The organism is Phormidium sp. FACHB-1136, from assembly GCF_014697375.1.
Classification (GTDB): Bacteria; Cyanobacteriota; Cyanobacteriia; order Phormidesmidales; family Phormidesmidaceae; genus Nodosilinea.
In genome coordinates this window covers 38795-63821 of sequence record NZ_JACJRS010000007.1, presented here as the reverse complement: position 1 = coordinate 63821, position 25027 = coordinate 38795, and the positions used below count along the sequence as shown (strand labels likewise).

The following is a 25027-nucleotide window of genomic DNA, read 5'->3' as shown; positions in this document are numbered from 1 at the left end:
CCATCCCCTTCCCCGGCCCAGCAAACCGTAGGAGCAGGGCATCTCACCCCTGGGGTTTGCGGCTTTGCCAGCGGTGTTGGAGGTAGGTGAGGCCACCGCCCATCAGGGGGATGAGCGCCATCAGCAACAGCCATAGGGGCGACGGTGGTGGGGTGGGCTGGGCCACCAGGAGAGGGGTAAAGGTAATCATCTCGGCGGTGGGGAAGGGAATGGTAGCCCAGATACCCTGGGGTTCTAGGCTGATCAGCAAATGTTGCCAGGTGGTGGAGTCAACGATGCCATGGTCGGGCAGATTTCGCTGTTGTTGAAAGGCTTGGACGGCCTGGGTGGTGTTCGCGCCAAAGCGCCCGTCAATGGCCCCTTGGTACCATCCTCCTTGGGCCAGGGCCATCTGAAGCTGCCGCACAAGTTCCCCTTCATCTCTCGGCGCGAGGGTGGGGGGAAGCGGAAGCCAAGGGATCGTGGGCAGAGAACGGGCTCCAGACATAATCAAGTGAGGGGACGGTGGGGCGATCAGGGGCAAATGGTGGGTTAGACCGGGGGCAGACGGGCACCGAGGCCATCCGATCTCAAGTCGTAGATCTGCCTTTAGCACGATGCCACAAATTTTCGGATTCTGGTGGCATTGGGGGCGAACCTGGGCAGAGGGCTAGGCCCAGAGGCAGGGGGCGCGGCCTAGGTGGGGGCAAACCCCCATAGCCAAAGGGGCAAGGTGAAGAGCAAGCCGACGGAACTGAGGCCCACGCAGGTGACGGAGAGGTCTCGGTCGAGGTTGTAGGCTTCGGCTAGTACCAGGTTGGCAAAGGCGCTGGGCATTCCAGACTGGATCACCATCACCAACCGGGGTGGGCCATCAATGCCGATGGCGGTGAGCCCTAGCCCCACAACCAAGGGCAATAACAGCAGTTTAATCACCGTCGAGGCCCCCGCCCGTGAGAGGTGTCGCCAGGTGCGAATCTGCTGAATGCGGAGCCCCATCAACAGCAAACAGAGCATCACCACACTCCAGGAGAGGCCGTAGGACAGGGCTTCTAGGCGAGGGGACAGGGGCACAGGCTTCAAGGCTAGCCCTGCCAAAAAGGCCAGGATAATCGGGTTTCGCAACACCTCAAACAGCCCGTTGATCCAGGCTGGGCGAGACAATGCCTGGGGACGGTCGCTGAATTTAGCGGCCAAAATCACCCCTAGCCCATAGGCCCCTAGCAGCGTCCCCAGAACGTCGTAGAACAGCGCCCAACTAAAGACACTCACCCCTAATTGGGGCAGCAGCAACACCACCGGAAAGCCGATATAGCCCGTGTTGCCCAGCATGGAGGCCAGGGAGAAACTGCCCTGGGTGGATCGGGGCCAGGTGTGGCCGCGCAGGGTAATCCACAGGCGGCTCAACCCCAGGCCCAGCAGCATGGCCACCCAGGCCACCACGGGCGCAAGGTAGACTGCTCCGCCCAGATCGGCCCGCCGCATAAACCCCACAATGCTGATGGGAATGCCCACCCAAAATAAAAACTTGCCCAAGGCCAAGGGAACCTGCTGGTAGAGCCGTTGGCTGGGATCTTGTCCTTTCTGGAGTTGGGCGAACAGGTAGCCTACCCCCACCCCCGCCAGCACCCCCGACGCAATGGGGAGATAGAGCCGTAGCAAAACCCCAAACGGTGGCATCTTACCCTCTCCCCGGAAGGGTATGGCTGGCCCAGACATGGCTAGCCCCATAGACGGGCGGGCGGAGCAAGGGGGGCTGTCTAGGGGGCCGAGGGGGCTGGGTGTGATCAAGGCTGGTTGTCATGGCGTCCATTTCAAGGGTAATAATGATGAGGCGATGGCCCGTCGTTGATGCTTGCGTCTGCACCTTTCAACTTTTGTTAAACCTGCATTGAACTCTGCACGATCCCTATGTCACCTTTGGACGATCTCCCAGAAGCCACCCGCGACCAGCCTTTAGGGTATCGCAGTCCCCAGGGTTGGGGCACGTCGGGAACTTGGCCGAAGTGGGTTCGGTGGGTGGGGCTGGCGGTCGTGGCCGCTGTTCTAGCTCTGGTGGCGGGCAGTTGGGCGGCTTGGTCTCAAAGGGGGTGGCAGGCCCAGCCCCAGGTGCAACCGATCCAAGGTGTGATCGCCCAGTCGGGGATGGCCTCGGAGGGCGTGGCCACCAATGCCGCCCGCAATCGTGCCCTTCAGTTGACCCCCACCAGCCGTACCCTCCTCGGTCATCGGGCCTATGACGAAGCCCCGGAAGACGACCTCGTGTCTCTGGCCATAAACCGTGACATTCGGCTGCGCACCAGTGCCGCCGAGCAGTTTGACGCCATGGTGCGGGCGGCGCGGCGGGATGGCGTACAGATCATTCCCCTATCGGGCTTCCGTTCCCACAGCGAGCAGGAGGCGATCTTTTTTGGAGTACGGGCGGCCCGTGGCCAGGATGCCCAAACCCGCGCCGAAGTCAGCGCTCCTCCCGGCTATAGCGAACACCATACGGGCTACGCCATCGACGTTGGCGACGGGAACCAAACCAGCACCCATCTCGATCAAGCCTTTGAAGACACCAACGCCTACCGCTGGATGGACGCCAACGCCAATCGCTACGGCTTCGAGCTATCCTTCCCCCGCAACAACTTTCAGCAGGTGGCCTTCGAACCCTGGCACTGGCGCTTCACCGGAGATCGCGACAGCCTAGAAACCTTCTACCAAGAGTAACGCTGGGACAATAACCCTAGGACTCGGCCCGACGAAAATACACAGCGGCGGCAATAATTAAGCTGAGTAATGCCAGCGGCACCCAGAGCGCATTTCCGGTCATCATGGGGCTAACCTCCGGTGTTTCGATGGCGTGATATCCGTTATGACTGTATCCGACCGCCTTGCCTTTTTGCAGGAGCAAACCCCCCTAGGCTTGCTGCCGCCCAACACCCTGGCCCAAATCGCCCGCTGTCTCACGGTGATCACCCTCCCCGCCCAGCGGTTGGTGGTCGAGGCCGATCAGCCACCGGAGGGCTTGTATTTACTGCGCCAGGGCAAGCTGGAAACCCTAGAAACTGGGATCGGGGGCATCAGCTTTTTGCCCGGATCGGTGCTGAACCTGGAGGCACTGCTGCTGAATCAGCCCGTGGAGCAAACGGTGCAGACCCTCACCGACAGCACCCTCTGGTTTGTGGAACGGGATCAGTTCCAGCGCCTAGTGCAAGACTATCCCGACATTCTGCAAACCTTTACCCGGCAACTGGTGGAGGCGGTGCGGCGACTGTCCTTCCAGTTTAGCTACGAGCAGGAGCGACAGGCAATTTTGCGGCCCTACCTGGTGACGCGGGCCAAACGGGGCGTCGTTGGTCGCAGTCGCTATGCGGATCGGCTGCGGGGCCAATTACGAGAAGCCTCAGCGGATCATCAACCCGTGCTGATTTTTGGCGAACCGGGCCTAGAAAAGGACAACCTCGCGGCCTTGATTCACTACGGATCCAGCCAGCGGCGCACCCCCATGGTACAGGTGAACTGTGGCCAACTTCAGGCCAGCGGGGCCGATTTGTTTGGTCGCTCCGGGGGCAAACCGGGGCTGTTGGCGGCATTGGGAGAAGGCACCCTCGTCCTCAACAATCCGGGGGAACTTGACCCCGATCTGCAAGTTGCTATGGTGCGGCTGATTCAAACGGGGCAATACCAGCCGGTGAGTCGGTCGGGGGAAGTGGTGCCAATCCAGACCTCCAGCGCCCGCATCATTTTGATTTCCGAACAGGCGGTGGCGGAACTGGATAGCCTGGTCACCCACCGTATCAAAGTGCCGCCCCTGCGGGTGCGGAAGGCGGATATTGACGACTGGGTGACTTACTACCTGGCGCTGTGGTGTCGCCGTCGTCGCCTCACGCGGCTCACCCTGGCCCCCGAAGCCCTGCGGCGGCTCCAAGCCTACTACTTCCCCAACAACCTGCGCGAACTCCAGGGCTTAGTGGAGCGATCCGCCGCCCAACGGGTGTCTGGGGGCACCATCACCGAAGAACTAATTTGGCCTAACCAAGGCAGAAAACGGCTGCTGCGGCTGAATCTGCTCAACCGCTACCCGGCCCTGCGGCGATTTTTGCGCAGCCCTTGGTGGCCCGACCGGATTAACTACGGCCTCACCCTCACCCTGTTTGCGGTGGTGGTGGGTGTCCTGTTCCTGGGTCCCCAGCCGCGACAGAGCAACGTGGCCCTAACGGTATTTTGGGCCTGGTGGTGGCCGCTGATTTTGCTGGGCTTCCCCTTGGTGGGGCGGCTGTGGTGTTCGGTGTGCCCGTTTATGATCTACGGTGAAGTCACCCAAATGCTTACCCAGCAATGGTTTCCAGACTTGAGTAAACGCTGGCCCCGGCAGGCGGCGGATCGCTGGGGCGGCTGGTTTATGTTTGGTCTCTTTGCGTTGATTTTGATTTGGGAAGAGGTCTGGGACTTGGAGGACACCGCCTACCTTTCGGCCTGTCTGCTGCTGTTGATTACCGCCGGAGCGATGATTTTCTCCGCCCTGTTTGAACGCCGCTTTTGGTGTCGCTACCTCTGCCCCATCGGCGGCATGAACGGCCTCTTTGCCAAGCTCTCGATGACGGAACTTCGCGCCCAGCAGGGCATTTGTGCGGCGGAATGCACCACCTACCAATGCTACAAGGGCGGCCCCGCCAAGGGAGAAGGTCAGGAAACCCTCGGTTGTCCACTCTATTCCCACCCGGCCCAGCTTGAGGACAACCGCGACTGCGTGCTGTGTATGACCTGCCTCAAAGCCTGTCCCCATCGCTCGGTGGAATTGAACCTGCGCCCCCCCGGCATTGAACTCTGGACAACTCACCAGCCCCGATCCTACGAAGTGGCCCTGATGTTTTTGCTACTGGGAGCCGTGTACCTGCACCGACTGCCGGAGATTCAGGCTCAATGGGGACTGGCGTTGCCCGTGGATACCCTCGCCGGACATAGCTTGGTCTCAGCGCTTCTGTTGGCTCTCCCCGCTGGTCTGCCCCTCATCCTAGCGGGGATCCATCAACTGCGGCGACTCCGCAACCCTGGTCTAGCTCACCGATCCTTTGTCAAACTGGCCTACGGCTATCTGCCCCTGGTCTGGGCAGCAAACCTGGCCCATTACCTGCGGCTAGGTTTGCTAGAAGGCGGACGGGTGCTGCCTGTACTGGGCGAAACCGTAGGGCTGGCTAATTTTCCCTGGCCCTTCTGGATGGCCGATCCGGCGGTGGTGGCCTTCCTCCAGGGGGTGACGCTGTTGCTGGGGGTAGTGCTGTCCCTCGGCTTGTCCGCCAAACTCCACCGTCAGGCGGGGTTCTCACGCTGGGGCCAGCAGGGAACAACCCTGGTCTATGGTGCCAGCTTATGGGGGTTAATCGTCGGTCTGTAGTCTAGGACAAGCGATCAACGATAAAAACGGCAGCAGACCGAAATCTGCTACCGTTTACCCTTTTTTCTAGTGGTTGGCTTTAGGAATACCGTTAGGGGCTAGGCTCTTTCCCCCTCCTCGCTTCTCCACAACCCCTGACCCACAGGGCACTATCCTGACCAATTGCCCAGAGGAAGTGCTTTGACGACAATAGCTCCGTTAGTAATCGGTGCCTGCGGGTAGCACCCAGTGGGTACCACCACCCTGCCGCCGCCCTGGAAACTCATCGCGGCTATTGGCGCTGGCCGCTGATTCAATACCGAAGGCTTGGAAGGTCAGCATCGCCCCTAGTGATAGAATGCCAATGGCCGTGAGAAGGCGGTAGGAACGGAAAAACCGAGCTGTCGAAGTTTCATTTTTCATAGATTTCTATCGTTACACCCCAGTCAGCGGCCATGGGTTGTGATCGCTTTTGAGGGTAGACGTCCCCTGAACAACATGGACAACAATTACAAACTAGTCAGGAACCTTATACTTCTATTAACGCTGATGAAAGGTCAAATCAACGACAGCAGACCTACGGAATTTTAGGTTACGAAAATTCACTGACCTTCATCGGCAATCCGGACGAAAGACATATTTTTTTAGTAAAGTTTCCTGAGAAAGGCGAAACCTCTATTTATTTTCGCCCTCTTGGGGGGACGAACAAGGGGTACGGAAGCAAAAAGTGCTCGTGGATTTACGCAGCCCCTCCTAAACCCTTGGATCAAAGTCTTTACAAGGGGTAGATCGTCCGCCGGGGCTGGTTTTCCCCCAGGTCTCTGGCCCCCACGGCTAGGCCCATTGTAGCCAGCCGTAGCCCAGCATCAGCGCCAGCAGGGCTCCGATAGCGGTGTTGATGATGTTGACGACCTCGTTGGTGAGCCAAGGAAGTTGGGATTGCAGGGTTGCGCCAATGACGCTTTCCAGATTGGTGGCGATGAAGGCGGCGACGAGGCATACCCCCATGCCCCAGATCGGGATTAGCCCAACGCCCCAGCCTGTGAGAGCAATGGCCAGGGCACCGACCAACCCCGCCAAAGTGCCCTCCAGGCTAACGGCTCCCTCGGTGCCGGGGGGCACAGGCTGGAGGGTCGTGATTAAGAAAGTACGTTTGCCGTAGGCTTTGCCCACTTCGCTAGCGGTGGTGTCGGCCAGTTTGGTACTAAAGCTGCTGACGTAGGCGAGGGCCAACAACGGGGGCCAGGGGTCAGCCTCTCCCGTGGCAAACCCCAGGGACAGCCCGACCAACGCCAAGGCACAGAGGGCACCCACCAGGGCCGATCCCCAGACATTCTCTGGCCCCCGCACCCCCGACCGTCCTTCGGCAATGCCCGCCGCCAGTTTGCGATCCATGCCTACCCGCGTCACCGCCGAGCCCAGCAAGAAGTAGATCATCACCACGGCATAGCCCCGCCAGCCCAGCGCCCCCCAGACCAGCACCCCCAACCCCCAGGCATGGAGGTATCCCGCCGGAGTGAGCAGCTTTTTGGGTAGACCCCAAGCGATGCCCAGCAGGGCCGTATTTAAAAGTACACCGACCGCCCAGGGAGAAAGGGGCGTTAAGGGGATTGGGATGGCCATCGCGGTTCCTGAAGATCTCGGTTTCCTCGCACCATACCAAATCCGCATCCCATCGATCTCCGTTGATTGCGCCATCCTGGCCGTTGTTTGCTAGAGTGGCAGGGCAAAATCCCGTTCTGGCTGGACTATGGTGTTTCAGAGGTTGAAGGCGAAACCGTCGTTGGTGGTGGCGATTGGGGCGGCGCTGGTGGTGGGCGGTGGAGCGTTGGCCTTTTGGACGATGGGGCGGCGCAGTAGCCTGGTTCAGGGGCTCCCAGCGGGGGCCAATGCCATCCCCAGCGATGCTGTTCTGGTGGTCTCCCTCTCCACCGATGAGGGCCAGTGGCGACGACTGCGGCAATTTGGCACCCCCGAAACCCAGACCCAGTTCGACCAAGCCCTGGTGGAATGGCGGGATCGGCTGCTCACGGAGGCGGGGCTGGATTTTGCGACGGATCTTAAACCTTGGGTGGGTTCCGAAATTACCCTGGCGGTGTTGCCCTCGGATCGGCCCGGTGTATCGCCCTTAAATGACCCGGAGGGGGCGTTGGGATCGAATGTGGTGGTAGCTTTGCCGATTAGTAATGTGGGGCAAGCGCAACAGGGGTTAGGCAACCGTTTGGTACAGGCCGAGGACATTGGCGAAAACCCCTATCGCGGGGTGTCTATCCAGCAGATTGAGGGGGCCGAGGGGGCACCGATCTACGGGGCGGTGCTGACCCCCAACCTGGCCCTCGTCAGTGCCCAGGTGTCGTTGCTGCGGCAATCCATTGATGCCTTTCGGGACAATCAATCGGTGGTGGAGCGGCCTGGGTTTACCAAAGCCTTCGAGCAGGTGGAACAATCTCGCGCCCTGGCCCGCCTCTATGTCGATATGCCCTCGGCGGTGCAGACCCTCGCCAACACCGCCGACCCGCCGATTCCGGCCAACCGTCTGAGTGCCCTCAGCAACCCCAGGGCGTTGGTGGCGGCGGTATTGGTGGAAAATCAGGGGTTAGCCATCCAGGCCATTAGCTGGCTAGATCAGGGGCCGCTCGCCTTTGACACCAGCAACCAGGCGGATCAAATGCCCCAACGGCTGCCCGCCAGCACCTTAATCATGCTCTCTACGGGCAATTTCCAGCAGTTTTGGGAAGATTTTAAGGCGGGGCAACAACTGTCGGCCACCTTTCCCCTTCGCCCTGAGGATATAGCCCTTAGCCTTCAATCCACCACTGGGCTAGTGCTAGAGGAAGACCTGCTGCCCTGGATGGGGGGGGAAATGACCTTGGGTATCCTGGCCCCCCCATCCCCAGGGGGCGCGGAGGAAGGCACCCAAACCCTGCCCAACCCGGCCCTGGTGATGATGGTGAAAGCTAGCAACCGAGAAGCCGCCACCACGGCCCTAGCGCGTCTAGATGCGGTCATGGCCGACCGTTACCGTTTTCAGGTGGAGACGGTGGATCAGAACGGTGTCGCCATGACCCAGTGGGTGGCTCCCTTCGAGTCCCTCACCCTGGCCCACGGCTGGCTAGAGGGCGATGTGGTCTTTTTAACTGCCGGACGGGGGGTAACAGATTTGATCGTCCCCCGCCCTAACCGAACCCTGGCCTCATCCTCTGCTTTTCAAGCGGCAACGGGCAGGGCTCCTCGGCCCAACAATGGCCACTTTTACATCAATCTAAAGGACATGATTGCGGTTGAGGACAGCCTGCTGCTGCCCCCCGTGCCCACCGAGGGGCTGATTAGTGCCGCCGCCCTAGAAAGTATTGGCGTTACCGCCACGGTGCTGAATGATCGCCAGGTGCGCTACGACATCATGGCCACCCTGCAACGGGGAAACCGCCCAGGGCCACTCCCCGCCCCTGGGGGATCCGCCCCCGCCGCCCCGGAATCGGAGCCCAGCCCCGAGGCCAAACCAGCCCCAGCCCCAGAACCCACCCCCGCAACGCCGTGAGGTGGGCAAAACTCGCTAGGATAGAAGCAGACCCTTCTTTAAAGATAGTGTGCTATGGATTTGATTGCGCTCCAGGGCTGGCTAGACAACGCCTCCTTTGCGGTGCTGTTTGCCACCATGTTGCTCTACTGGTGTGGCGTCGCTTTTCCCAAGGCCAGCCTTCTCCCCAGCCTCGGTACCGCCGGGATGGCCGTGGGCAACCTCACCATCGCGGCCCTGCTCATCGCCCGCTGGATTGAAGCCGGCTACTTCCCGATGAGCAATCTCTACGAGTCGCTGTTTGCCCTGTCCTGGGGCATCACCGCCATGCATCTGGTGGCCGAGCGCATGAGCCGCAGCCGTCTGGTGGGAGCCGTCACCGCCCCCATCGCCATGGCCATCACCGCCTTTGCCGCCCTCTCCCTGCCCGACCATATGCAGGGGGCCGAGCCGCTGGTGCCCGCCCTCAAATCCAACTGGTTGATGATGCATGTCAGCGTCATGCTGATTAGCTACGCGGCTCTGCTGGTGGGGTCTTTGCTGGCCATTGCCTTTTTGATCGTCACCCGTGGCCAAGCCGTGGAACTCAAGGGCAGTTCCGTGGGCACAGGCGGTTTTCGCAACCTTAAGGTTCAACGGGCCAACCAGCCCCAGGCCGTCCCAGCCAGCGCTGACGCGGCTGGGGAACTTACCCTTGGCGGCGGTGGTACGGCGGTGATCGAAAAGCCTGCGGTTCTGACGCGCCAGACTGTCCAACTTTCGCCCCAACGCCTCACCCTAGCCGACACCCTCGATAACATCAGCTACCGGATGATTGGCCTGGGCTTTCCCCTCATCACCATCGGCATCATTGCCGGGGCGGTGTGGGCCAATGAAGCCTGGGGATCCTACTGGAGCTGGGATCCCAAAGAAACCTGGGCGCTGATCACCTGGCTGGTGTTTGCGGCCTACCTCCATGCTCGCATTACCAAGGGCTGGCAGGGGCGTCGTCCTGCGATTCTGGCGGCTACTGGGTTTGCCGTGGTCTGGGTGTGCTACCTAGGGGTGAATATCCTCGGGAAGGGGCTACATAGCTACGGTTGGTTTTTCTAGATGATCGGTATGAAGTGGTCTAGCTGACGCGAATGCTCCCTGCGGCTGGGTTTTCCAGCGCGTTGGTGGCATCGCTGCTGCGTTAGTTGGCCCTTGCCTTGGCGTTAGGGTTCCGATGGCTGAGGCGGGGTTTTCATAACTCTGGGTTGCACAGCGCGACAGGGGTTGCCGTAGCAAATGTGGCCAGGGGGCAGCGACTGAAACACCGTGCTGCGGACGCCAACGACACTATTGGCCCCCACCGTGACCCCAGGGGCCAGGAAGCAATCCGCCGCCACCCAGACACCATTTTCCAACACCACGGGGGCCACCTGAAGGCCAAACTGGGGGTCGCCCACATCGTGACTTCCAGTGCAGAGGTAGCTATTTTGGGACACCACACAGTGATCGCCAATGGTGATTGGCCCTAGGCTGTAGAGCACCACGTCATCGCCAATCCAACTATAGTCGCCAATGGTAATTTTCCAGGGATAGGTAAATCGGGCCGTGGGGCGGATCATCACCCCCTTGCCCACCGTGGCCCCAAACTGCCGCAATAGCCACCGTCGGGGGGCATGGTGACCGTGGAGCGTGAGGGGAAAGATCACCCCTTGCAGCAGCCACCACCACAAAATCACCCCCTTAGACCGACCTGGGTCATACCAGGACTGATCGTAGGTATTCAGTTGCACCCAGGGCTTGGTCATCGTAGGGTTTGGATCCTTGAGTCTGGTGACTGACTGGAAGCGACAATACCTCCAGAAAGGCTCGAAAGTGCCCTAGTATATTCTCACCAATCCTCCCAACTTAACCCAAGCCATTGAGATTTATCCGTCACAAGGCCCATACGGTCGAGGTTGTCAGGGTTTCGGCAGTGGCTCCGTAGGTGAGGGAGGTAGCCACAACGGTGGCAAAGCTCAACAGATCATTGGCGATGGTAAACGGCAATGGTAGCGATGCCAAAGGCCGCTACCGCTCCCAGGTTGCCCTGTAAGGGTTTCACTTCATTCACTGAGGCAAAATCATCGGATTCGAGGCAAGGATTGGATTTTGGGAGGTCGCTGATATATATATTAAGCATGAGCCCTTGACGCTAAAGGATTAACCCACAGTGCCCCACTCCGCCGCCAGCCTCAATCACCGAGCGAGGGGGCTGATAGTGGACTATGCCCTGGGGGCGGCGTTGGTGGCGCTGTTGCCCATCCCCTACAGCTTCGTCGTCAAAATTATCCTGCTGCCTGTGTTGATGGGCCTGATGGTGCGGGGTATTCTGCGCCTGTGGCGGGGCTACACCCCGGATGCGGTGGCCAAACTGAGTGTGTTAGCGGGTCTTACTGGGGCGGTGTTGCTCAGTGTTGCGGCATTGTTTTTCGGCATGGCTCTGGGGGTGCGGGTACCGGAGCTGGCGGGGTTGGCCCCAGGGTTCGCCTTTTTTGCCCTGTTTTGGTCGGTGGGTCAGGCGGTTAACCATTGCTATCTGAGTGCGCTACCTCCAGGCTGTTCGGCCACCCCAGGGCTAGCCGAGGAGGGGGGAAATGCCCATGAAATTTAAGCGACGACAGGCTCTCTGGGGCGGGTTGGGGGCTTCCGTGGCAACCATTATGGGCCGCAATACCTTAAAACAACGTGCGGCTGAGGCCGAACAGGCGGCCCTAGAGGCGTTGTATGACCCCCAAGATTTGGTGCAGCAAGCCTACCAGGCCGATTTAGAATCCACGCAAAAGCTGGCTACGGGGCAAACCCCGGTGAACCTTCAGTCACCCACGCAGCCCTACAATCGCGATTGGTCAAAGCAGTTGATTGTGGCGGCTAAGCTGGCCACGCTGCAATATTTCCAGGGCAAATACCAGGCGGATTATGACGGCCAGATTGATCAACTGTTGTTTTATCCTGAAGCGGGATTTGGGGCTTTTCAACAGGTGGCCTCGTTCAAAGCGTTGGAGCAGGCCCAGGAGCGGATTCGCTTTGAGGTGCCCCTAGCAGAACTAATGGCGGAGGCAGAGGATGCCCCCAGTCTGCAACGGCGGCTCGAGCGCACCAAGCATGCCATCGAACAACAGGTGGAACAGGCGGTGCAAATTGACCAGACCGTTTCGGTGTATTACGGGTTTTTGCTGACCTCCGAGGCGTTTAACCTGCTGATGTTTCGGGGCACCCAGCGGCGGCTGGAAATCCTGGGCGACCTGCTGACGTTGCAACGGAGCTATGTGAACCCGCTGACGGATGAACCCCTGGGTCAGGTGCATCTGGGCTTCCACACCCTGTACTTCAAGCAATTAGCCGAGGCCGTTAGGGCGGCAGTGCAAACCCTAGATCCCGCCAAACCCCTAGTGATTTCGGGCCACAGTCTCGGCGGTGCCCTGGCCAACCTGGCGGCGATGGATATGGCATTGCACTATCCCGACTTTCAGCCCAACCTGCATATCTACACCTACGGCACCCCCCGCGTCGGCGACCTCACCTTTGTGGAAAACCACAGCAAGCTCTTGCCCAACCACTACCGGGTGGTGAACCTGGCCGACATGGTGCCGATGACGCCCCTCAGTAATCTGCTGATTGTCAACTTTATGCACGCGGGCGAACAGTGGTCGTTCCTGTCTCACCATGGGGATATTGCCCCCAACCATTTAATCGACGTGTATCGTAACGCCATTGGTCAACAGGCCGAAATTCCCAATAACGGTCAATTTGTGAACTTGCCGCTGGACTTGAGGCAAGGATGAGAGTGCCAAACCTCATCGCCGCCGTCCCCCAGCGCCTTGCTCCCCAGCGGGATCCGTTGACCTGTGAGGGGCTTTTGCTGGCAGGGGTCAGACAAGAAGTTCACCATCGCCTAGAACAATCCCTACACCAGCGTCTTTGGCAAATCCTGGGCACAGACGATCCCCCTCTAGTACTGCCTCGCCGGGGATCCCTATTCCTCGATACCCAGCCCACCCAGATCGACGAGATCGACGGGAAGGCGTTGGCCCAAGGGGTGATCCAGGTCACCCACCCCAGGTTGCAGATTTCAGGCCCAGCGGGCATCGGCAAAACCACCCTACTGCTGGAACTGGCGGCAGATCTCCTTCAGCAAGCCCAGCAAGATTCCACGTGCCCCCTACCCGTCCTCTTTCACCTCGCCTCCTGGGATGCCGAGGCCCAATCCCTGGAGGACTGGCTGCGGCTGGAGTTGCAGGTGAAGTATGGCGTATCGCGATCCCTGGCCCATCACTGGCTAGGGGCCAACCGTCTGTTACCGATGCTGGATGGCTTCGATGATCTGGCCCCCCATCGCCACGAAGCCGCCATCCTCGCCCTCAACGCTTGGCTCAGCCAGCCCCTCCGTCCCTTGGTGATTTGCTGCGGTGGCCACGATACCGACCCCAGCCCCAACACCCTCGCCCTCCCAACCCACCTCAGGTTAGAGCCACTCACTCCCGTTCAAGTTGAAGCCTACCTCACGGTTCTCCAACAGGATGCCCTTTGGGTTGAGGTGCAGCGATGGCCCGCATGGCTACCCCTAGTGCAGATCCCCCTTTGGCTTAATCTACTGATCGCGACGTATTCTCACTTCGATCCCGCAGACTGGGATACCGACCTCGCTAACGAGGCCCAACAAAACACGGTGCTGGATCGCTTTATTCAGCAGCAATTGCATCATCCAACAACCCTAGGTTCGCCCCCTAAATACCCGATTTCTGCCCAGAATATGCGGCACTGGCTGGGCTGGCTGGCCCGACATATTAATGAGCAGGCCGAACATGAATTTTCCATTGATAGAATGCAGCCTAACCTACTCAGAAACCGCCGCCAGACTATTCAATACACGGTGCTAGGGGGGCTATTTTTTGGTTGGATGGGTGGCCTAGTATTTGGGCTATTTATTGGCCCTGGATCTGGGATTTTTGCACTGAGTTGTATTACCAGTCTGTTCATTCTTAGGCGAGGTGATGATGCCATTGATCCCCTCCATATCCAAGCCGACACCATTGGTCTTATGCGGTTTATTTTTGTTCGGCAAATTAACTACCTCGTGATTTTTGCCCTCATCATTGGACTCCTGGCTGCCCTCGGTGGGCAGGGCGTTGTGAGAGGGATTTTTGTTTTCCTAATCGGTATGCTTGTGATTGTCCTGGCTCGCGCTACCGTAGCCCTGCCAAGCTGGTTGCTTGGTAGCCTGGTCGCCAAAGTCAATCGCTATCTAGAGTCGGATATTTTGGTTCATGCCCAGCCTAATCAAGGCATTCAGTCTGCTCTGCTTTATTTACTCAGAACCACCGTTATCTTTCTACCCTTTTTGCTGTTTCTCAAGGTCGCTCCACTGGTTTGGTTTAGCCCACTACCAGGGCCAATTCCGATTGAAATAACTACCTTCATTCACAGCTTAAAAATCATTGGATCGATTACCCTCTGGGCCACTATTTTCGATAGCGCCCTCATCTGTGCCCAGCATTTTGCCCTGCGTCTAGTGCTGTTTAAAGCCAACGCCATTCCCTGGAACTATGCCCGTTTTCTGGATACCTGCTGCGAATATCATCTGCTGCAACGGGTGGGCCGTCGCTACCAGTTCATCCATCCCCTCCTGAGGGATCGCTGGACGACCCTATAGGCTCCACACCCTTCTCGTGTGGCTATCCTTTCCGCTGCCTTTATCCTTCCTGCTGCATTTCGGCGTAGGCGGCGTAGACCCCCTGGACGTTGTACCAGTTGAGGAATACTCGCGCCACTTCCAGGGCGAGTTGGGGTTTCCCCTGGGCAATCAGCCAGCGCAATAGGGGGGCAAGGGTGTGTTCGTTCAGCCGTCCGCCGAGGGAGAGCACACCCCATAGAATTCGGTGCAGCCCGGTCATTTGAATCATCATGCGCACTTCGCGGGTGGGGTGTTTTTGGTAGAACAGAACCCCCATGCGACCCCGCTGAATTTCCTTGTCAATCAATGAGGGCACGTCTTCCAGTGCAAAGGGCGGGTGCCAGTGGTAGCCCACCGCTTCCGGGACTTTGATCAGAGACAGGCCCAGGTTTTTCAGCCGCACCCCCAATTCCAAGTCTTCCCAGCCGTAGAGGGTGAACTGGGTGTCAAATAGGCCCGCTTCCATCAGCCAGCGCTTGGCAATGGCAACGTTGCCCGTGGCAAAAAAGGCCTGGGAATAGTCGGTGATTTTGTAGGGTTCGCTAGTGGGGTTGTCGAAATTGGCCGTATTCACCACCCGTCCGTAGGTAAAAAAGCGGTCGTGACCCGCCTGGGCCTGGGCCACTTGCAGGGCGGCGGCGTGGGATTGCAAAAAGCCTTCCAACACCACCAAATCGCTGTCGATAAAGATAATCGTGTCGCCCTGGGCTTTTTCAACCCCCAGGTTGCGGGCGGCGGCGGGGCCTTTGTGGTCTTGCTCAAACAGCACCATATGGGGCAGTTCCCCCTGGTGTTGCCGCAGCCAAGCCACGGTGCCATCGGTGGAGCCATCGTCTACCACCACCACCTCGTAGCCTGCGATCAAGGTGGAATCGTAGGTTTGCTGATCCAGCGCCCGCAGACATTTCTCTAAAATCGGCAAACGGTTGTAGGTGGGAATGACAACGCTAAAAAACACAAGTCGCCTCCATACGGCTTCCCTATCCTAGCCCCTTCGTTACCGATCCCTAAGGCGAGTATGCCGAACCTAGGGGTGGCCTTCAGCCCATCGCATCCTAATAACAAAAACGCTGGAGAGCGGTTCCCCAGCGTCTCGATTAGGCCCAATTGGATCGGGCTAGATCCGGCTGTGGTGGTGTGTCCACACAAATTGACTGGGTTTGGCCGCTGGGGTTGGATTTCTCGATGGTGCATTGCGTCGCGTTGGCGCTAGCCTCGTTTTAGCGTTTGCACCCTACGGCTGATCCTATAAAGTGTCTGTCCCCCTTGAGGACAGACTAATCTTCTTCCCAGGTTTGGACGGCTAGCAGGTCGGCGATGGGGTCTTGGGTGGAAAAGTCAAACTCTTCCAGTTCCTTTTTCCAATGTGCCCAATCATCGCCAAACAGGAGGGCAATTTTCCAAATGGGGTCGCTGGGCTTAACCATTTTGGACTTTTTCACCAAAGACTCGACTTGTCGCTGAAATTTCACCATGGGATGGTGGACGACAGCTACGTCGGCAGTTAGTTCAACCATATTTTCTGTTAAAAAAGCTCTTCGATATTGCGGTGAAAACGTTAGCCTGCACAGACTTGAAACTTGCGCTAGGTCTAAGCTTGCACTCTGAGAAGCAAGGATAGCACAAGATTACGGAAAACAGTCAAACGTTGATTGGAATGACAGAAAATCCGATTCGTGCGATCTGCTTTCAAGTGCTAGAGGTAAGCTCTAGAAATAAATACTAGGGTTACTTACCTATTGCGCCGTCCACACTATACTCACCTAACCCACCTTTTGCCTAGGGGGATGCTTGAGCATAGCCCTACCCTAGCGCATTTTGGGTGCAATGGATCAGGGAGCCGTCCAGTTTGGGTAGGGAAACCCGTACTTTAGCCCAAGAACATCTGTCCAGAAGGCTTAATCGCTCAACATTAGTCGCTAAACTAGGTCTAGTCTTTTTATATTTCAAATTGTTGACCCATGGCTTCCTCCGCCCCCTCCGTTCCCGCCGATAGCCAGCCTATGGTGCTGCCCCGCACCAGCGAATCAGAGGCACTGAAGCGGATTCGCCACACCTTTTCCCATGTGATGGCGATGGCGGTGCAGAAGTTGTTCCCCAAGGCGCAGGTCACCATTGGCCCCTGGATCGACTACGGCTTCTACTACGACTTCGATAGCCCGGAACCCTTCACCGAGGCGGATTTGAAGGCGATTAAGAAGGAGATGATCAAGATCATCAACAAAAAGCTGCCCGTGGTGCCAGAAACCGTGACGCGGGAGGAGGCTCAGCGTCGCATCGAAGCCCTAGGGGAGCCCTACAAGCTGGAAATTCTGCAAGACCTTCAGGAACCCATTACCCTGTATCACCTGGGGGAGGACTGGTGGGATCTCTGTGCGGGGCCGCACGTCGCCACCACGGCTGACCTGAATCCTAAAGCCTTTGACTTGGAGAGCGTGGCCGGGGCCTACTGGCGCGGCGACGAGAAACGGGCACAACTCCAGCGCATCTACGGCACCGCGTGGGAAACCCCAGAACAGTTGCAGGAGTATCAGCGGCGGCGGGAGGAGGCCAAACGGCGGGATCACCGCAAGCTGGGCAAGGAATTGGGTCTGTTTATTTTTGCTGACGAGGTGGGGCCAGGGTTGCCCCTGTGGACGCCCAAGGGAACCGTGCTGCGGGAAACCCTGGAAAATTTCCTGAAGCAGGAGCAGGTAAAGCGGGGCTATCTGCCCGTGGTAACGCCCCACATTGGCCGGGTGGATTTGTTCAAAACCTCCGGCCACTGGCAGAAATACAAAGACGACCTGTTCCCCATGATGGGCGAGACCGAGGACGAGGGCTTTGTGCTAAAGGCGATGAACTGCCCCTTCCACATCCAGATCTACAAGTCCTCCCTGCGCTCCTACCGGGAATTGCCCCTGCGCTTGGCGGAGTTTGGCACCGTCTACCGCTACGAGCAATCCGGCGAACTGGGTGGACTGACACGGGTGCGAGGCTTTACCCAGGACGATGCCCACCTGTTTGTTACCCCCGACCAGTTGGACGACGAATTTCTCAAGGTGGTGGATTTGATCCAGTCCACCCTGCGGGCGCTGAAGCTGGATACGTCCTTCCGGGCGCGGCTGAGCTTCCGGGATCCCGCTTCCGACAAGTACATTGGTTCCGAGGACGCCTGGAACAAGGCCGAAAACGCCATCCGCCGCGCCGTGGAAACCCTGGGAATGCAGCACTTTGAGGGCATTGGTGAAGCGGCCTTCTACGGCCCCAAGCTAGACTTCATCGTGCGGGATGCCCTGGATCGGGAATGGCAACTGGGCACCGTACAGGTAGACTACAACCTGCCGGAACGCTTTGACCTGGAATACGTGGCCGAGGATGGATCCCGCCAACGGCCAGTGATGATCCACCGCGCCCCCTTTGGCTCCCTGGAACGGTTGATCGGCATTTTGATTGAGGAATACGCCGGAGACTTCCCCCTGTGGCTATCCCCCGAACAGATGAGGCTGCTGCCCGTTACCGAGGAACAGGCCAGCTTCGCCCAGTCCGTGGCCGACCAGCTTTTGGCCCAGGGTGTGCGAGTGGTGGTGGATGCCAGTGGCGACCGCCTCGGCAAAATGGTACGCAATGCCGAAAAGGCAAAAGTGCCGATCATGGCGGTGATTGGGGCCAAGGAAGTGGACACCAACACCCTCAGTATCCGCACCCGCGCCCAGGGTGAGCTAGGGGCCACTCCCGTCCGCGAGGTGGTTGAGCGCGTCACCCAAGCCATCCGCGAACGGGAAGACTTTTAGACCGCCCACCCTTTCAGGCGGTTGGTAGCGTTGCGTATAGCCGTCGGTGCCGATGCTGGCCCAGCTTACTAAAAAAGGACGATGCTGATCATTCAGCGTCGTCCTTTTTAGATTGGCTCGTTGATTTGGATTCTCAAAGCCAGACATTCACCGATTCAGAGCACTCGTTACCCGTTACCCGCTAGCCAGGGGCAACCAGTCAACCGATGGGAACGCTTAGTAGAGCTCTTCTTCTTGGTGGGTGAGGATGGTGCAATCAGAGGTGGGGTAGGCCACACAGGTCAGCACGAAGCCAGCGCTGATTTGATCGTCATCCAGGAAGGACTGATCAGACTGATCAACGGTGCCCGCCGTGATTTTGCCAGCGCAGGTGGAGCAGGCCCCAGCCTGACAGGAGTAGGGCAGATCGATACCTTGCTCTTCAGCGGCTTCAAGAATATACACGTCCCCATCCACGTCGATGGTGGTATTCAGCCCTTCAGCTTCGTTGATCAGCGTAACCTTGTAGGTTGCCATGATGCTATCCTTTCATCAAATACAGATTGACTGTCTACCGAGAAAACGTCCTAGGAATCGTGGTTCCAGGGATTGCCCACGGCAGATCCAACACATTTCTGATACTACGGGAAAACCTGAAGCCTGTCTTGTCTTTTTCCCGGCTGGCTGAACGGGATTCGTAATCAAAACCATAGAATATCGATGGGTTTGCTTATAGGTGTTGCCTACAACCCAGCGGCCTGAGTAACCCTCACAGCGGCGTGAGTTATCCCACGGCTTGAGGCCATTAGGTGCATTGCTGATCGTGGCTGATCGTGCGGCAGTTGGCCCTGGCCATGGGAACTGAGTACCTATGGTAGGCTAGGGTAGCCTCCATTCAGATAATTTGTCGGGATAGTCCTTGCTGTGGTCAACCCCAACACTGAAATTGCGCGGCTGAAGGAACTCATGCCAGCTTCAGCCCGGATGAAAATTAAAATCATCCTCAATGATCGCCAAATTCCGGTGATCAAGGCCAAATTTCCGCGCCCCTGGCAGCCTAGCCACCCCCTCACCCTCAATATGGATCTGTGGCAACACCTCAGCGTGGCGGAACGGGATTTGCTGTTTCTCCGCACCATTAGCTGGGTGATGCTGGCCAACCTGCTGAAGCCCAACGGCTACCAATTGCTGGCGGGGGCTGGGGTGGCTGGCGGAGTGCTGGAACTGATGCAGGGGGACGCCGTTGGCCTCTTGGCGGCGGGGGGTGTGACGGCCCTGGCGGGTTGGCAACTGTGGCGCGGCGTGACTGGCCCCCAAACGGAGATCGCCGCCGATGATCGGGCGGTGCAGGTGGCCCAACGGCGGGGCTATAGCCAAACCGATGCCGCCAATGCCCTGATTCGCGCCATCGAAACGGTACCTGCCCTAGAGGGTCGTCGGGTGCCCACCCAAACAGAACTGATGCGCTGCCAAAACCTTCGCACCCAAACCCGGATGACCGAGTTTTCCTCGGTGTCGATGGGTTCTCCGCCTCCCTGAGGTGGTGGATACATCGGACACGATGCTGCCTCGGCCCACCTTTGCAGAGGGATTGCGGCTGACCCTGCAAACTCTCTTTGATTGGCTCCTCACCTAGCTTGGGGCGGTGTCTAGGCTTGGGCGGTGTGATGCAGTACAACGGGGTCAAGAGAAAATGGTGACACAGATTGAAACGTCAGAACCAGCCATGCGGCAGGGCTGGCACGGCAAGGCTCAGTTCATTTACGGCCAGCGGGATCAAAAAACTGTCCCCGCCCGCAGCTTTACCCAAGCGCCCCTCAAGGTTCAGCGGCCCTTGTACCCAGAGGGGCCAGAGGTCTGCCATAGCGTGATCGTCCACACGGCGGGGGGCATGGTGGGCGGCGACCAACTCACCATCGACACCCAAACCTATCCCCACAGCCACGCCCTAATTACCACCGCAGCAGCCAACAAAATCTACGGCACCGGGGCCGGACTGGGGGCGGCGGTGGCACACACCAAAGCCATTGACCTCACCCAACAGACCGTCACATTGACCCTAGACACTGGGAGCACTCTGGAGTGGTTTCCCCAGGACACCATTGTGTTCAGCGGTGCCCGGTATCGTCAGCGGGTGCGGGTGAACCTGGCAGAAGGAGCGATCTGGTGCGGCTGGGATATCACCCGGTTTGGCCGCAGCGCGGGCGGAGAGCGATTTACCCAAGGCCACTGGCGCTCTGACCTAGAGGTATGGCAGGGGGATGTACCGCTGTGGGTGGATCGGCAGCAGGTAGCGGGGGGCAGTATGGCCTTGGACAGTCCTAATGGATTAGCGGGTCATGCCGTGGTGGGTAGCCTAGCCGTTGTCGGTTGGATGCCCAGTCCCGACCAGGTTGCCCTCCTACGGGAACTCTGGCCCAGCGACCAGTCGGGAGATGTCGGGGTTTCTCGCCTGCAAAAGGGTGTGCTCTGTCGCTACCGAGGCCCATCCAGCGAAGCGGCCCACCGTTGGTTTGTGGCGGTGTGGCAGGTGTTGCGTCCGCTTTATCTAGGGCGTCCGGCGGTGGCGTCGCGGGTGTGGCCACGTTTGGGGTAAGGGTGTCTCAGGGCTAGAGCGTTTTTTATAATTAGGGATGATACCTTATATCCCCAGATCTAGAGCCCTCACCCCCGGCCCCTCTCCCACGAGGAGAGGGGAGTTAGAGGAAGCCCTCACCCCGGCCCTTCTGCCATGGGGAGAGGGGAGTTAGAGGCAGTCGATTTCAAAGTCCCTCTCCCACAGGGAGAGGGATTTAGGGTGAGGGCCATCCCCAGTTTCACCATTGCAAATTGTCATAAAGGATTAGCGCTATCGAAACGGTTTACGGAAATCTCAAGGGTCTGAAACCCAGTCAGCTTAAGCAGTTGCAGCGGTTGTATCACCAGCGGCTACCGGGGGATTGCATCGTCACGCCGGAGTTTGCCCAGCGGTTGGCGGCGGCGAGTACGGAGGTGGGCAACCCGGTCTGTGCCTACGTAAATCGTCGCGGACAGGTGATCCGGGTGGGGGTGGGTACCCTGCGGCAGACCCAAATTCCTCTGACAGAACTGCCCCGCTACGGCGATGATCGCCTCTGCGGTATTCGCTGCATTGCCACCCAAACCGAGGCCGACCCACCGGGGGATGTCATCCTCACCACCATGGCCCTGCAACGGCTGGATATGCTGGCCTCCCTGGTGTTGACGGGCAGCGGCTTTAAGCGACGGGGTGGGCAGTCTACGGGCTACATTCAATCGGCCTACCTGGCCCATCTGGTGCCCCATCCAGAGCAGCGCTGGCTGGTGTCGGAAGCGCTGGATGTGGAGGATTTGGCCAGTCAGCATTTTCTAGAGCGGGTGGAGGAACTGGAAGAAGACTTCCGCCGTGCCTTCACCGCCCGTCAGGTAGACACCGACCAGGATCGGGTGCTGGTGGTGGGGCTGCACACCCACGATCACAACGCCGACCACTTTCATCAACGTCTACAAGAACTCAAGCGCCTAGTGGACAGTGCCGGGGGCGAAGTGCTAGATACCCTGGTGCAGCGGCGACCTCGGCCCCATCCGCAAACGGTGCTCGGTTCGGGGAAGGTGCATGAGGTGGCCCTAGCCGCCCAGACCGTGGGGGCCAACCTAGTTGTGTTTGACCGCGATCTATCCCCCGTTCAGGTGCGGAATCTGGAGGCCCAAGTCGGCCTGCGGGTGGTGGATCGTACCGAACTAATCCTCGACATCTTCGCCCAGCGGGCCAAAACCGGAGCTGGAAAGCTGCAAGTGGAACTGGCCCAGTTGGAATACCAGATGCCTCGCCTCACCGGGCGGGGCAAGGCCATGTCTCGACTGGGGGGCGGCATTGGCACCCGTGGCCCTGGGGAAACCAAGCTGGAAACCGAGCGACGGGCGATTCAGCGCCGCATCAACAAACTTCAGCAGGAGGTGAACCAACTCCAGGCCCACCGTGCCCGCCTGCGCCAGCGTCGCCAGGATGATAGCTTGCCCTCCATTGCCGTGGTGGGCTACACCAACGCCGGAAAATCTACCCTGGTCAACACCCTCACCAATTCCGAGGTCTATGCCGCCGACCAGCTTTTCGCCACCCTAGACCCCACCACCCGCCGCCTCGCCATCACCGACCCCGATACCCACACCACCACCCACCTGGTACTCACCGACACCGTGGGCTTCATCGAAGAACTGCCTGCTTCGTTGATGGACGCCTTTCGGGCCACCCTAGAGGAAGTCACCGAGGCCGACGCCCTACTCCATGTGGTAGACATCTCCCACCCCGCCTGGGCCGACCAAATCCACTGGGTGATGCGGATCCTCAACCAAATGCCCATCGCACCGGGGCCAATGCTGCTGGTGTTCAACAAATCCGACGAAATTAGCAGCGATGTCTTGATCAAAGCCAGGGAAGAATACCCCCACGCCCTGTTCATCTCCGCCACCGAACGCCTGGGCCTAGATACCCTACGCCAGCGCCTCCTGCAACTGATCGCCTACGCCGCTGTGCCGTGAGGGCTACCAGGGCTAGGGCTATTGCTGCCAACACACACTTTCATCACTAGCGGGTTGTGGCTAGGGGGGCGGACGCAGGTATTGGTAAAGGTGCGGAGCTTTCCTCCATGAGGACTGTGCGGATAAATCGGGCCAGGGCGCGTTGAGCCAAGCCAGAAACCACCTGTTGACCCATGGTTTGGGTTTCGGCTTTCAGCAGAATTGTAGGAATGCGCGTGACGACCTTGGTGGCATCAAAGCCCTTGGTGTCTTTCAGAATGTCGAGAATCCGCAGCAGGTGGCTGAGGTCGCTGTCGGTGTTGGGGGTGAGGTTGACGGCGGATTCCTTGGGTTTGAGGCCCAGGCGGCGTTGTACCGACGTGGTGACAGTTTGTAGGGTGTTTTGGCCCAGGAGGTCAAGGCTGTTGACCAACTCCGACACGATACGATCCCGCAGGAACGATCCCCGCTCAGAAAACAGAAATTCTAGGGTTTGGTCGAGGACTTGATCGAGGTCGTAGTCGTCGTTGCCACGGGCGTTGCGGAGCAGGTTTTCGAGGCGGTTCCAGCGGAAGCTACCGTCTTTAAATAAAAGATCCTGTAGCGATGAGCGCAGTTCTGGGGAGGGATCCGTCAGCAGGCGCTTGGCCACGTAGGGATAGGCTTTGCTGAGCACTTTGAATTCCGGGTCTACGTTGATGGCGATGCCCTCCAGCGTCACCAGGGAGCGGATAATCAGGGCATAGTAGGCGGGCACCCGGAAGGGGTACTCGTACATCAGGGCCGAAAATTCGTCGGTGATGCTCTTAAAGTTCAGCTCGGCGACGCTGGCCCCTAGGGCATTGTTAAACACCTCAGACAGGGCGGGGATGATCGGTGTTAAATCCGTGTCGGGGGTGAGGAATTCGAGCTTCACGTAGTCTCCCGCCAGCCCCTCAAAGTCTCGGTTGACCATGTGCACTACCGCTTCGATCAGGCCGTAGCGCTGTTGGGGTTTCACCTCGCTCATCATGCCGAAGTCGAGGTAGGCGAGTTTGCCATCGGGCATGGCGAGCAGGTTGCCGGGATGGGGATCGGCGTGGAAAAAGCCGTGCTCTAGCAACTGCCGCAAAGAGCACTGCACCCCCACGTCGATCATATGGGTGGCGCTGATGCCAAGGCGGTTTAGTTCGTCAATGCGGGTGAGCTTGATGCCGTCGATCCATTCCATGGTTAGCACCCGCCGCCCGGTGTATTGGGGGTAGATGTGGGGCACGTAGATGTCGGGCAGGTGGCCGTAGAGTTGGCCGAAGCGCTGGGCGTTTTCTCCTTCGTGGGTGTAGTCCATTTCCTCGAAGATGCGTTCGCCAAATTCGTCCATGATGGCGACCAGATCGCTCCGCACACGGGACACACGGCGGGTGACAAATTGGGCGAGGCGGCGCAGGATAAAAAGATCCAGCGTAATCCGCCCCGCCAAACCAGGGCGCTGTACCTTAACAGCCACGGCTTCCCCGGTTTTTAGGCGACCTTTATAGACCTGTCCTAAAGATGCCGCAGCGACGGGATCGGGGGAGAGTTCTGCATAGACTTCGTTGGCGGGGGCACCCAGTTCCATCTCAATAAAATGGAGGGCCAGGTTGTTGGGGAAGGGGGGCAGTTGGTCTTGCAGGCGGGTGAGTTCTTCGAGGAATAGGGGCGGCACTAGGTCGGGCCGGGTGGAGAGGGCTTGACCAATTTTGATGTAGGCGGGGCCAAGGCGGGTCAGCATTTCCCGCAGTTGGGTGGCCCGCTGTTGTTGGCGTTCTTCACTGCGTCCGGCACGTCGATCTAGCCAAAGCTGGGCGAAAAAACGAATCAACGGCAAGAAAATCGCCACAAACCGCGAGATCACCTGAAATGGACGCTTGCGGTAGTAGGCGGCGATGGCATCGGGGTCGTAGCCCACCCCCTCGAAGGGATCCTGGCGGTTGGGCCGTCCGGCGTTGGCATAGCTGGCATTCTGGGATCGCTGGGCCAAGGACAGCGTCTCGATAATGGGTTCACTGTCCACCGTGATCGTCTCCACCGCAAGGGTGTCTGCGGTCATGGATGCCTTCCCCGATAGGGTTGTCTCTTCGGCCACGTTAGAAGTCATAGTTAACCCAGTGCTAGAGCCAGGAGATGCAGGGACACATGAACCCCGAAGTCTTCCCGTAAACTATTGTAACGGTGTCTTGGCGGAGGGACAGTGTAGAGTACCC

At 58.9% G+C, this 25027-nt stretch carries 21 protein-coding genes; 11 read left to right on the top strand and 10 right to left on the bottom strand.

Annotation, left to right across the window (positions count from 1 at the left end; all coding sequences use genetic code 11):
* Positions 1-43: 43 nt before the first annotated feature.
* Together H6G62_RS03820 and H6G62_RS03815 are read right to left on the bottom strand one after the other, a co-directional pair.
* The gene (locus tag H6G62_RS03820; RefSeq protein ID WP_190492785.1) at positions 44-406 is read right to left on the bottom strand and encodes a peptidoglycan-binding domain-containing protein; all 363 of its coding nucleotides are present in this window, start codon (positions 404-406) and stop codon (positions 44-46) included.
* Between the two features lie 269 nt (positions 407-675).
* The gene (locus H6G62_RS03815) at positions 676-1659 is read right to left on the bottom strand and encodes an AEC family transporter (RefSeq protein ID WP_190492784.1); all 984 of its coding nucleotides are present in this window, start codon (positions 1657-1659) and stop codon (positions 676-678) included.
* A gap of 231 nt (positions 1660-1890) precedes the next feature.
* Here H6G62_RS03815 and H6G62_RS03810 point away from each other — a divergent pair, with 231 nt between their 5' ends.
* Positions 1891-2691 (top strand): M15 family metallopeptidase, encoded by an 801-nt coding sequence (locus tag H6G62_RS03810; RefSeq protein WP_190492783.1) that lies wholly within the window; start codon positions 1891-1893, stop codon positions 2689-2691.
* Between the two features lie 145 nt (positions 2692-2836).
* Positions 2837-5359 carry a sigma 54-interacting transcriptional regulator gene (locus H6G62_RS03805; protein WP_190492782.1) on the top strand — a complete coding sequence of 841 codons (2523 nt, stop codon included), beginning with the start codon at positions 2837-2839 and terminating at the stop codon, positions 5357-5359.
* Between the two features lie 198 nt (positions 5360-5557).
* Here the strand turns inward: H6G62_RS03805 and H6G62_RS03800 are convergent, their stop codons facing one another.
* On the bottom strand, positions 5558-5761 hold the full coding sequence (locus H6G62_RS03800) for a hypothetical protein (RefSeq protein WP_190492781.1): 204 nt from the start codon (positions 5759-5761) through the stop codon (positions 5558-5560).
* Positions 5762-6172: 411 nt separating this feature from the next.
* The gene (locus H6G62_RS03795) at positions 6173-6961 is read right to left on the bottom strand and encodes a TIGR00297 family protein (RefSeq protein ID WP_190492780.1); all 789 of its coding nucleotides are present in this window, start codon (positions 6959-6961) and stop codon (positions 6173-6175) included.
* A 127-nt stretch (positions 6962-7088) separates the two neighbouring features.
* Between H6G62_RS03795 and H6G62_RS03790 the strand changes: the two genes are divergently transcribed.
* The gene (locus H6G62_RS03790) at positions 7089-8876 is read left to right on the top strand and encodes a DUF3352 domain-containing protein (protein ID WP_190492779.1); all 1788 of its coding nucleotides are present in this window, start codon (positions 7089-7091) and stop codon (positions 8874-8876) included.
* Between the two features lie 54 nt (positions 8877-8930).
* Positions 8931-9947, top strand: a complete 1017-nt coding sequence (ccsB, locus tag H6G62_RS03785; RefSeq protein ID WP_190492778.1) for a c-type cytochrome biogenesis protein CcsB — start codon at positions 8931-8933, stop codon at positions 9945-9947.
* Between the two features lie 104 nt (positions 9948-10051).
* Here ccsB and H6G62_RS03780 read toward each other — a convergent pair whose 3' ends face one another.
* Together H6G62_RS03780 and H6G62_RS28230 are read right to left on the bottom strand one after the other, a co-directional pair.
* Complete coding sequence (locus H6G62_RS03780; RefSeq protein ID WP_190492777.1) at positions 10052-10633, bottom strand: WcaF family extracellular polysaccharide biosynthesis acetyltransferase; 582 nt, start codon at positions 10631-10633, stop codon at positions 10052-10054.
* A 127-nt stretch (positions 10634-10760) separates the two neighbouring features.
* Entirely contained in the window at positions 10761-10889 is a 129-nt protein-coding gene (locus tag H6G62_RS28230) for a hypothetical protein (RefSeq protein WP_277882993.1), read from the bottom strand.
* 148 nt (positions 10890-11037) lie between these two features.
* Here H6G62_RS28230 and H6G62_RS03775 point away from each other — a divergent pair, with 148 nt between their 5' ends.
* From H6G62_RS03775 to H6G62_RS03765, 3 genes are read left to right on the top strand one after another with little or no spacing between them, the layout of a single operon-like run.
* Positions 11038-11478: a hypothetical protein gene (locus H6G62_RS03775; protein WP_190492776.1), complete on the top strand. Its 441-nt coding sequence runs from the start codon at positions 11038-11040 to the stop codon at positions 11476-11478.
* The gene (locus H6G62_RS03770) at positions 11462-12649 is read left to right on the top strand and encodes a lipase family protein (protein ID WP_190492775.1); all 1188 of its coding nucleotides are present in this window, start codon (positions 11462-11464) and stop codon (positions 12647-12649) included. Before H6G62_RS03775 ends, H6G62_RS03770 begins: the two co-directional genes overlap by 17 nt.
* The gene (locus tag H6G62_RS03765) at positions 12646-14517 is read left to right on the top strand and encodes an NACHT domain-containing protein (protein ID WP_190492774.1); all 1872 of its coding nucleotides are present in this window, start codon (positions 12646-12648) and stop codon (positions 14515-14517) included. The genes H6G62_RS03770 and H6G62_RS03765 overlap by 4 nt, the downstream gene beginning before the upstream one ends.
* Before the next feature lie 40 nt (positions 14518-14557).
* Here the strand turns inward: H6G62_RS03765 and H6G62_RS03760 are convergent, their stop codons facing one another.
* A complete protein-coding gene (locus H6G62_RS03760) occupies positions 14558-15496 on the bottom strand; it encodes a glycosyltransferase (RefSeq protein WP_190492773.1) in 939 nt (312 codons plus the stop codon).
* Between the two features lie 319 nt (positions 15497-15815).
* Positions 15816-16055 (bottom strand): DUF4327 family protein, encoded by a 240-nt coding sequence (locus tag H6G62_RS03755; protein WP_190492772.1) that lies wholly within the window; start codon positions 16053-16055, stop codon positions 15816-15818.
* Positions 16056-16499: 444 nt separating this feature from the next.
* On the opposite strand from H6G62_RS03755, the gene thrS reads away from it, so the two are divergent.
* Positions 16500-18311: a threonine--tRNA ligase gene (gene thrS / locus H6G62_RS03750; protein ID WP_190492771.1), complete on the top strand. Its 1812-nt coding sequence runs from the start codon at positions 16500-16502 to the stop codon at positions 18309-18311.
* 216 nt (positions 18312-18527) lie between these two features.
* On the opposite strand, the gene H6G62_RS03745 is transcribed toward thrS, so the two are convergent.
* Positions 18528-18827 carry a ferredoxin gene (locus H6G62_RS03745; protein ID WP_190492770.1) on the bottom strand — a complete coding sequence of 100 codons (300 nt, stop codon included), beginning with the start codon at positions 18825-18827 and terminating at the stop codon, positions 18528-18530.
* Between the two features lie 387 nt (positions 18828-19214).
* Here H6G62_RS03745 and H6G62_RS03740 point away from each other — a divergent pair, with 387 nt between their 5' ends.
* The 3 genes from H6G62_RS03740 (at position 19215) to hflX (ending at position 22826) form a co-directional block, all read left to right on the top strand.
* Complete coding sequence (locus H6G62_RS03740) at positions 19215-19829, top strand: DUF3318 domain-containing protein (RefSeq protein ID WP_347239284.1); 615 nt, start codon at positions 19215-19217, stop codon at positions 19827-19829.
* Positions 19830-19983: 154 nt separating this feature from the next.
* Positions 19984-20886 carry an urease accessory protein UreD gene (locus H6G62_RS03735; RefSeq protein ID WP_199324722.1) on the top strand — a complete coding sequence of 301 codons (903 nt, stop codon included), beginning with the start codon at positions 19984-19986 and terminating at the stop codon, positions 20884-20886.
* Positions 20887-21194: 308 nt separating this feature from the next.
* Positions 21195-22826: a GTPase HflX gene (gene hflX, locus H6G62_RS03730; protein WP_199324721.1), complete on the top strand. Its 1632-nt coding sequence runs from the start codon at positions 21195-21197 to the stop codon at positions 22824-22826.
* Positions 22827-22872: 46 nt separating this feature from the next.
* Here hflX and H6G62_RS03725 read toward each other — a convergent pair whose 3' ends face one another.
* Complete coding sequence (locus H6G62_RS03725) at positions 22873-24921, bottom strand: AarF/ABC1/UbiB kinase family protein (RefSeq protein ID WP_242051808.1); 2049 nt, start codon at positions 24919-24921, stop codon at positions 22873-22875.
* Positions 24922-25027: the final 106 nt, after the last annotated feature.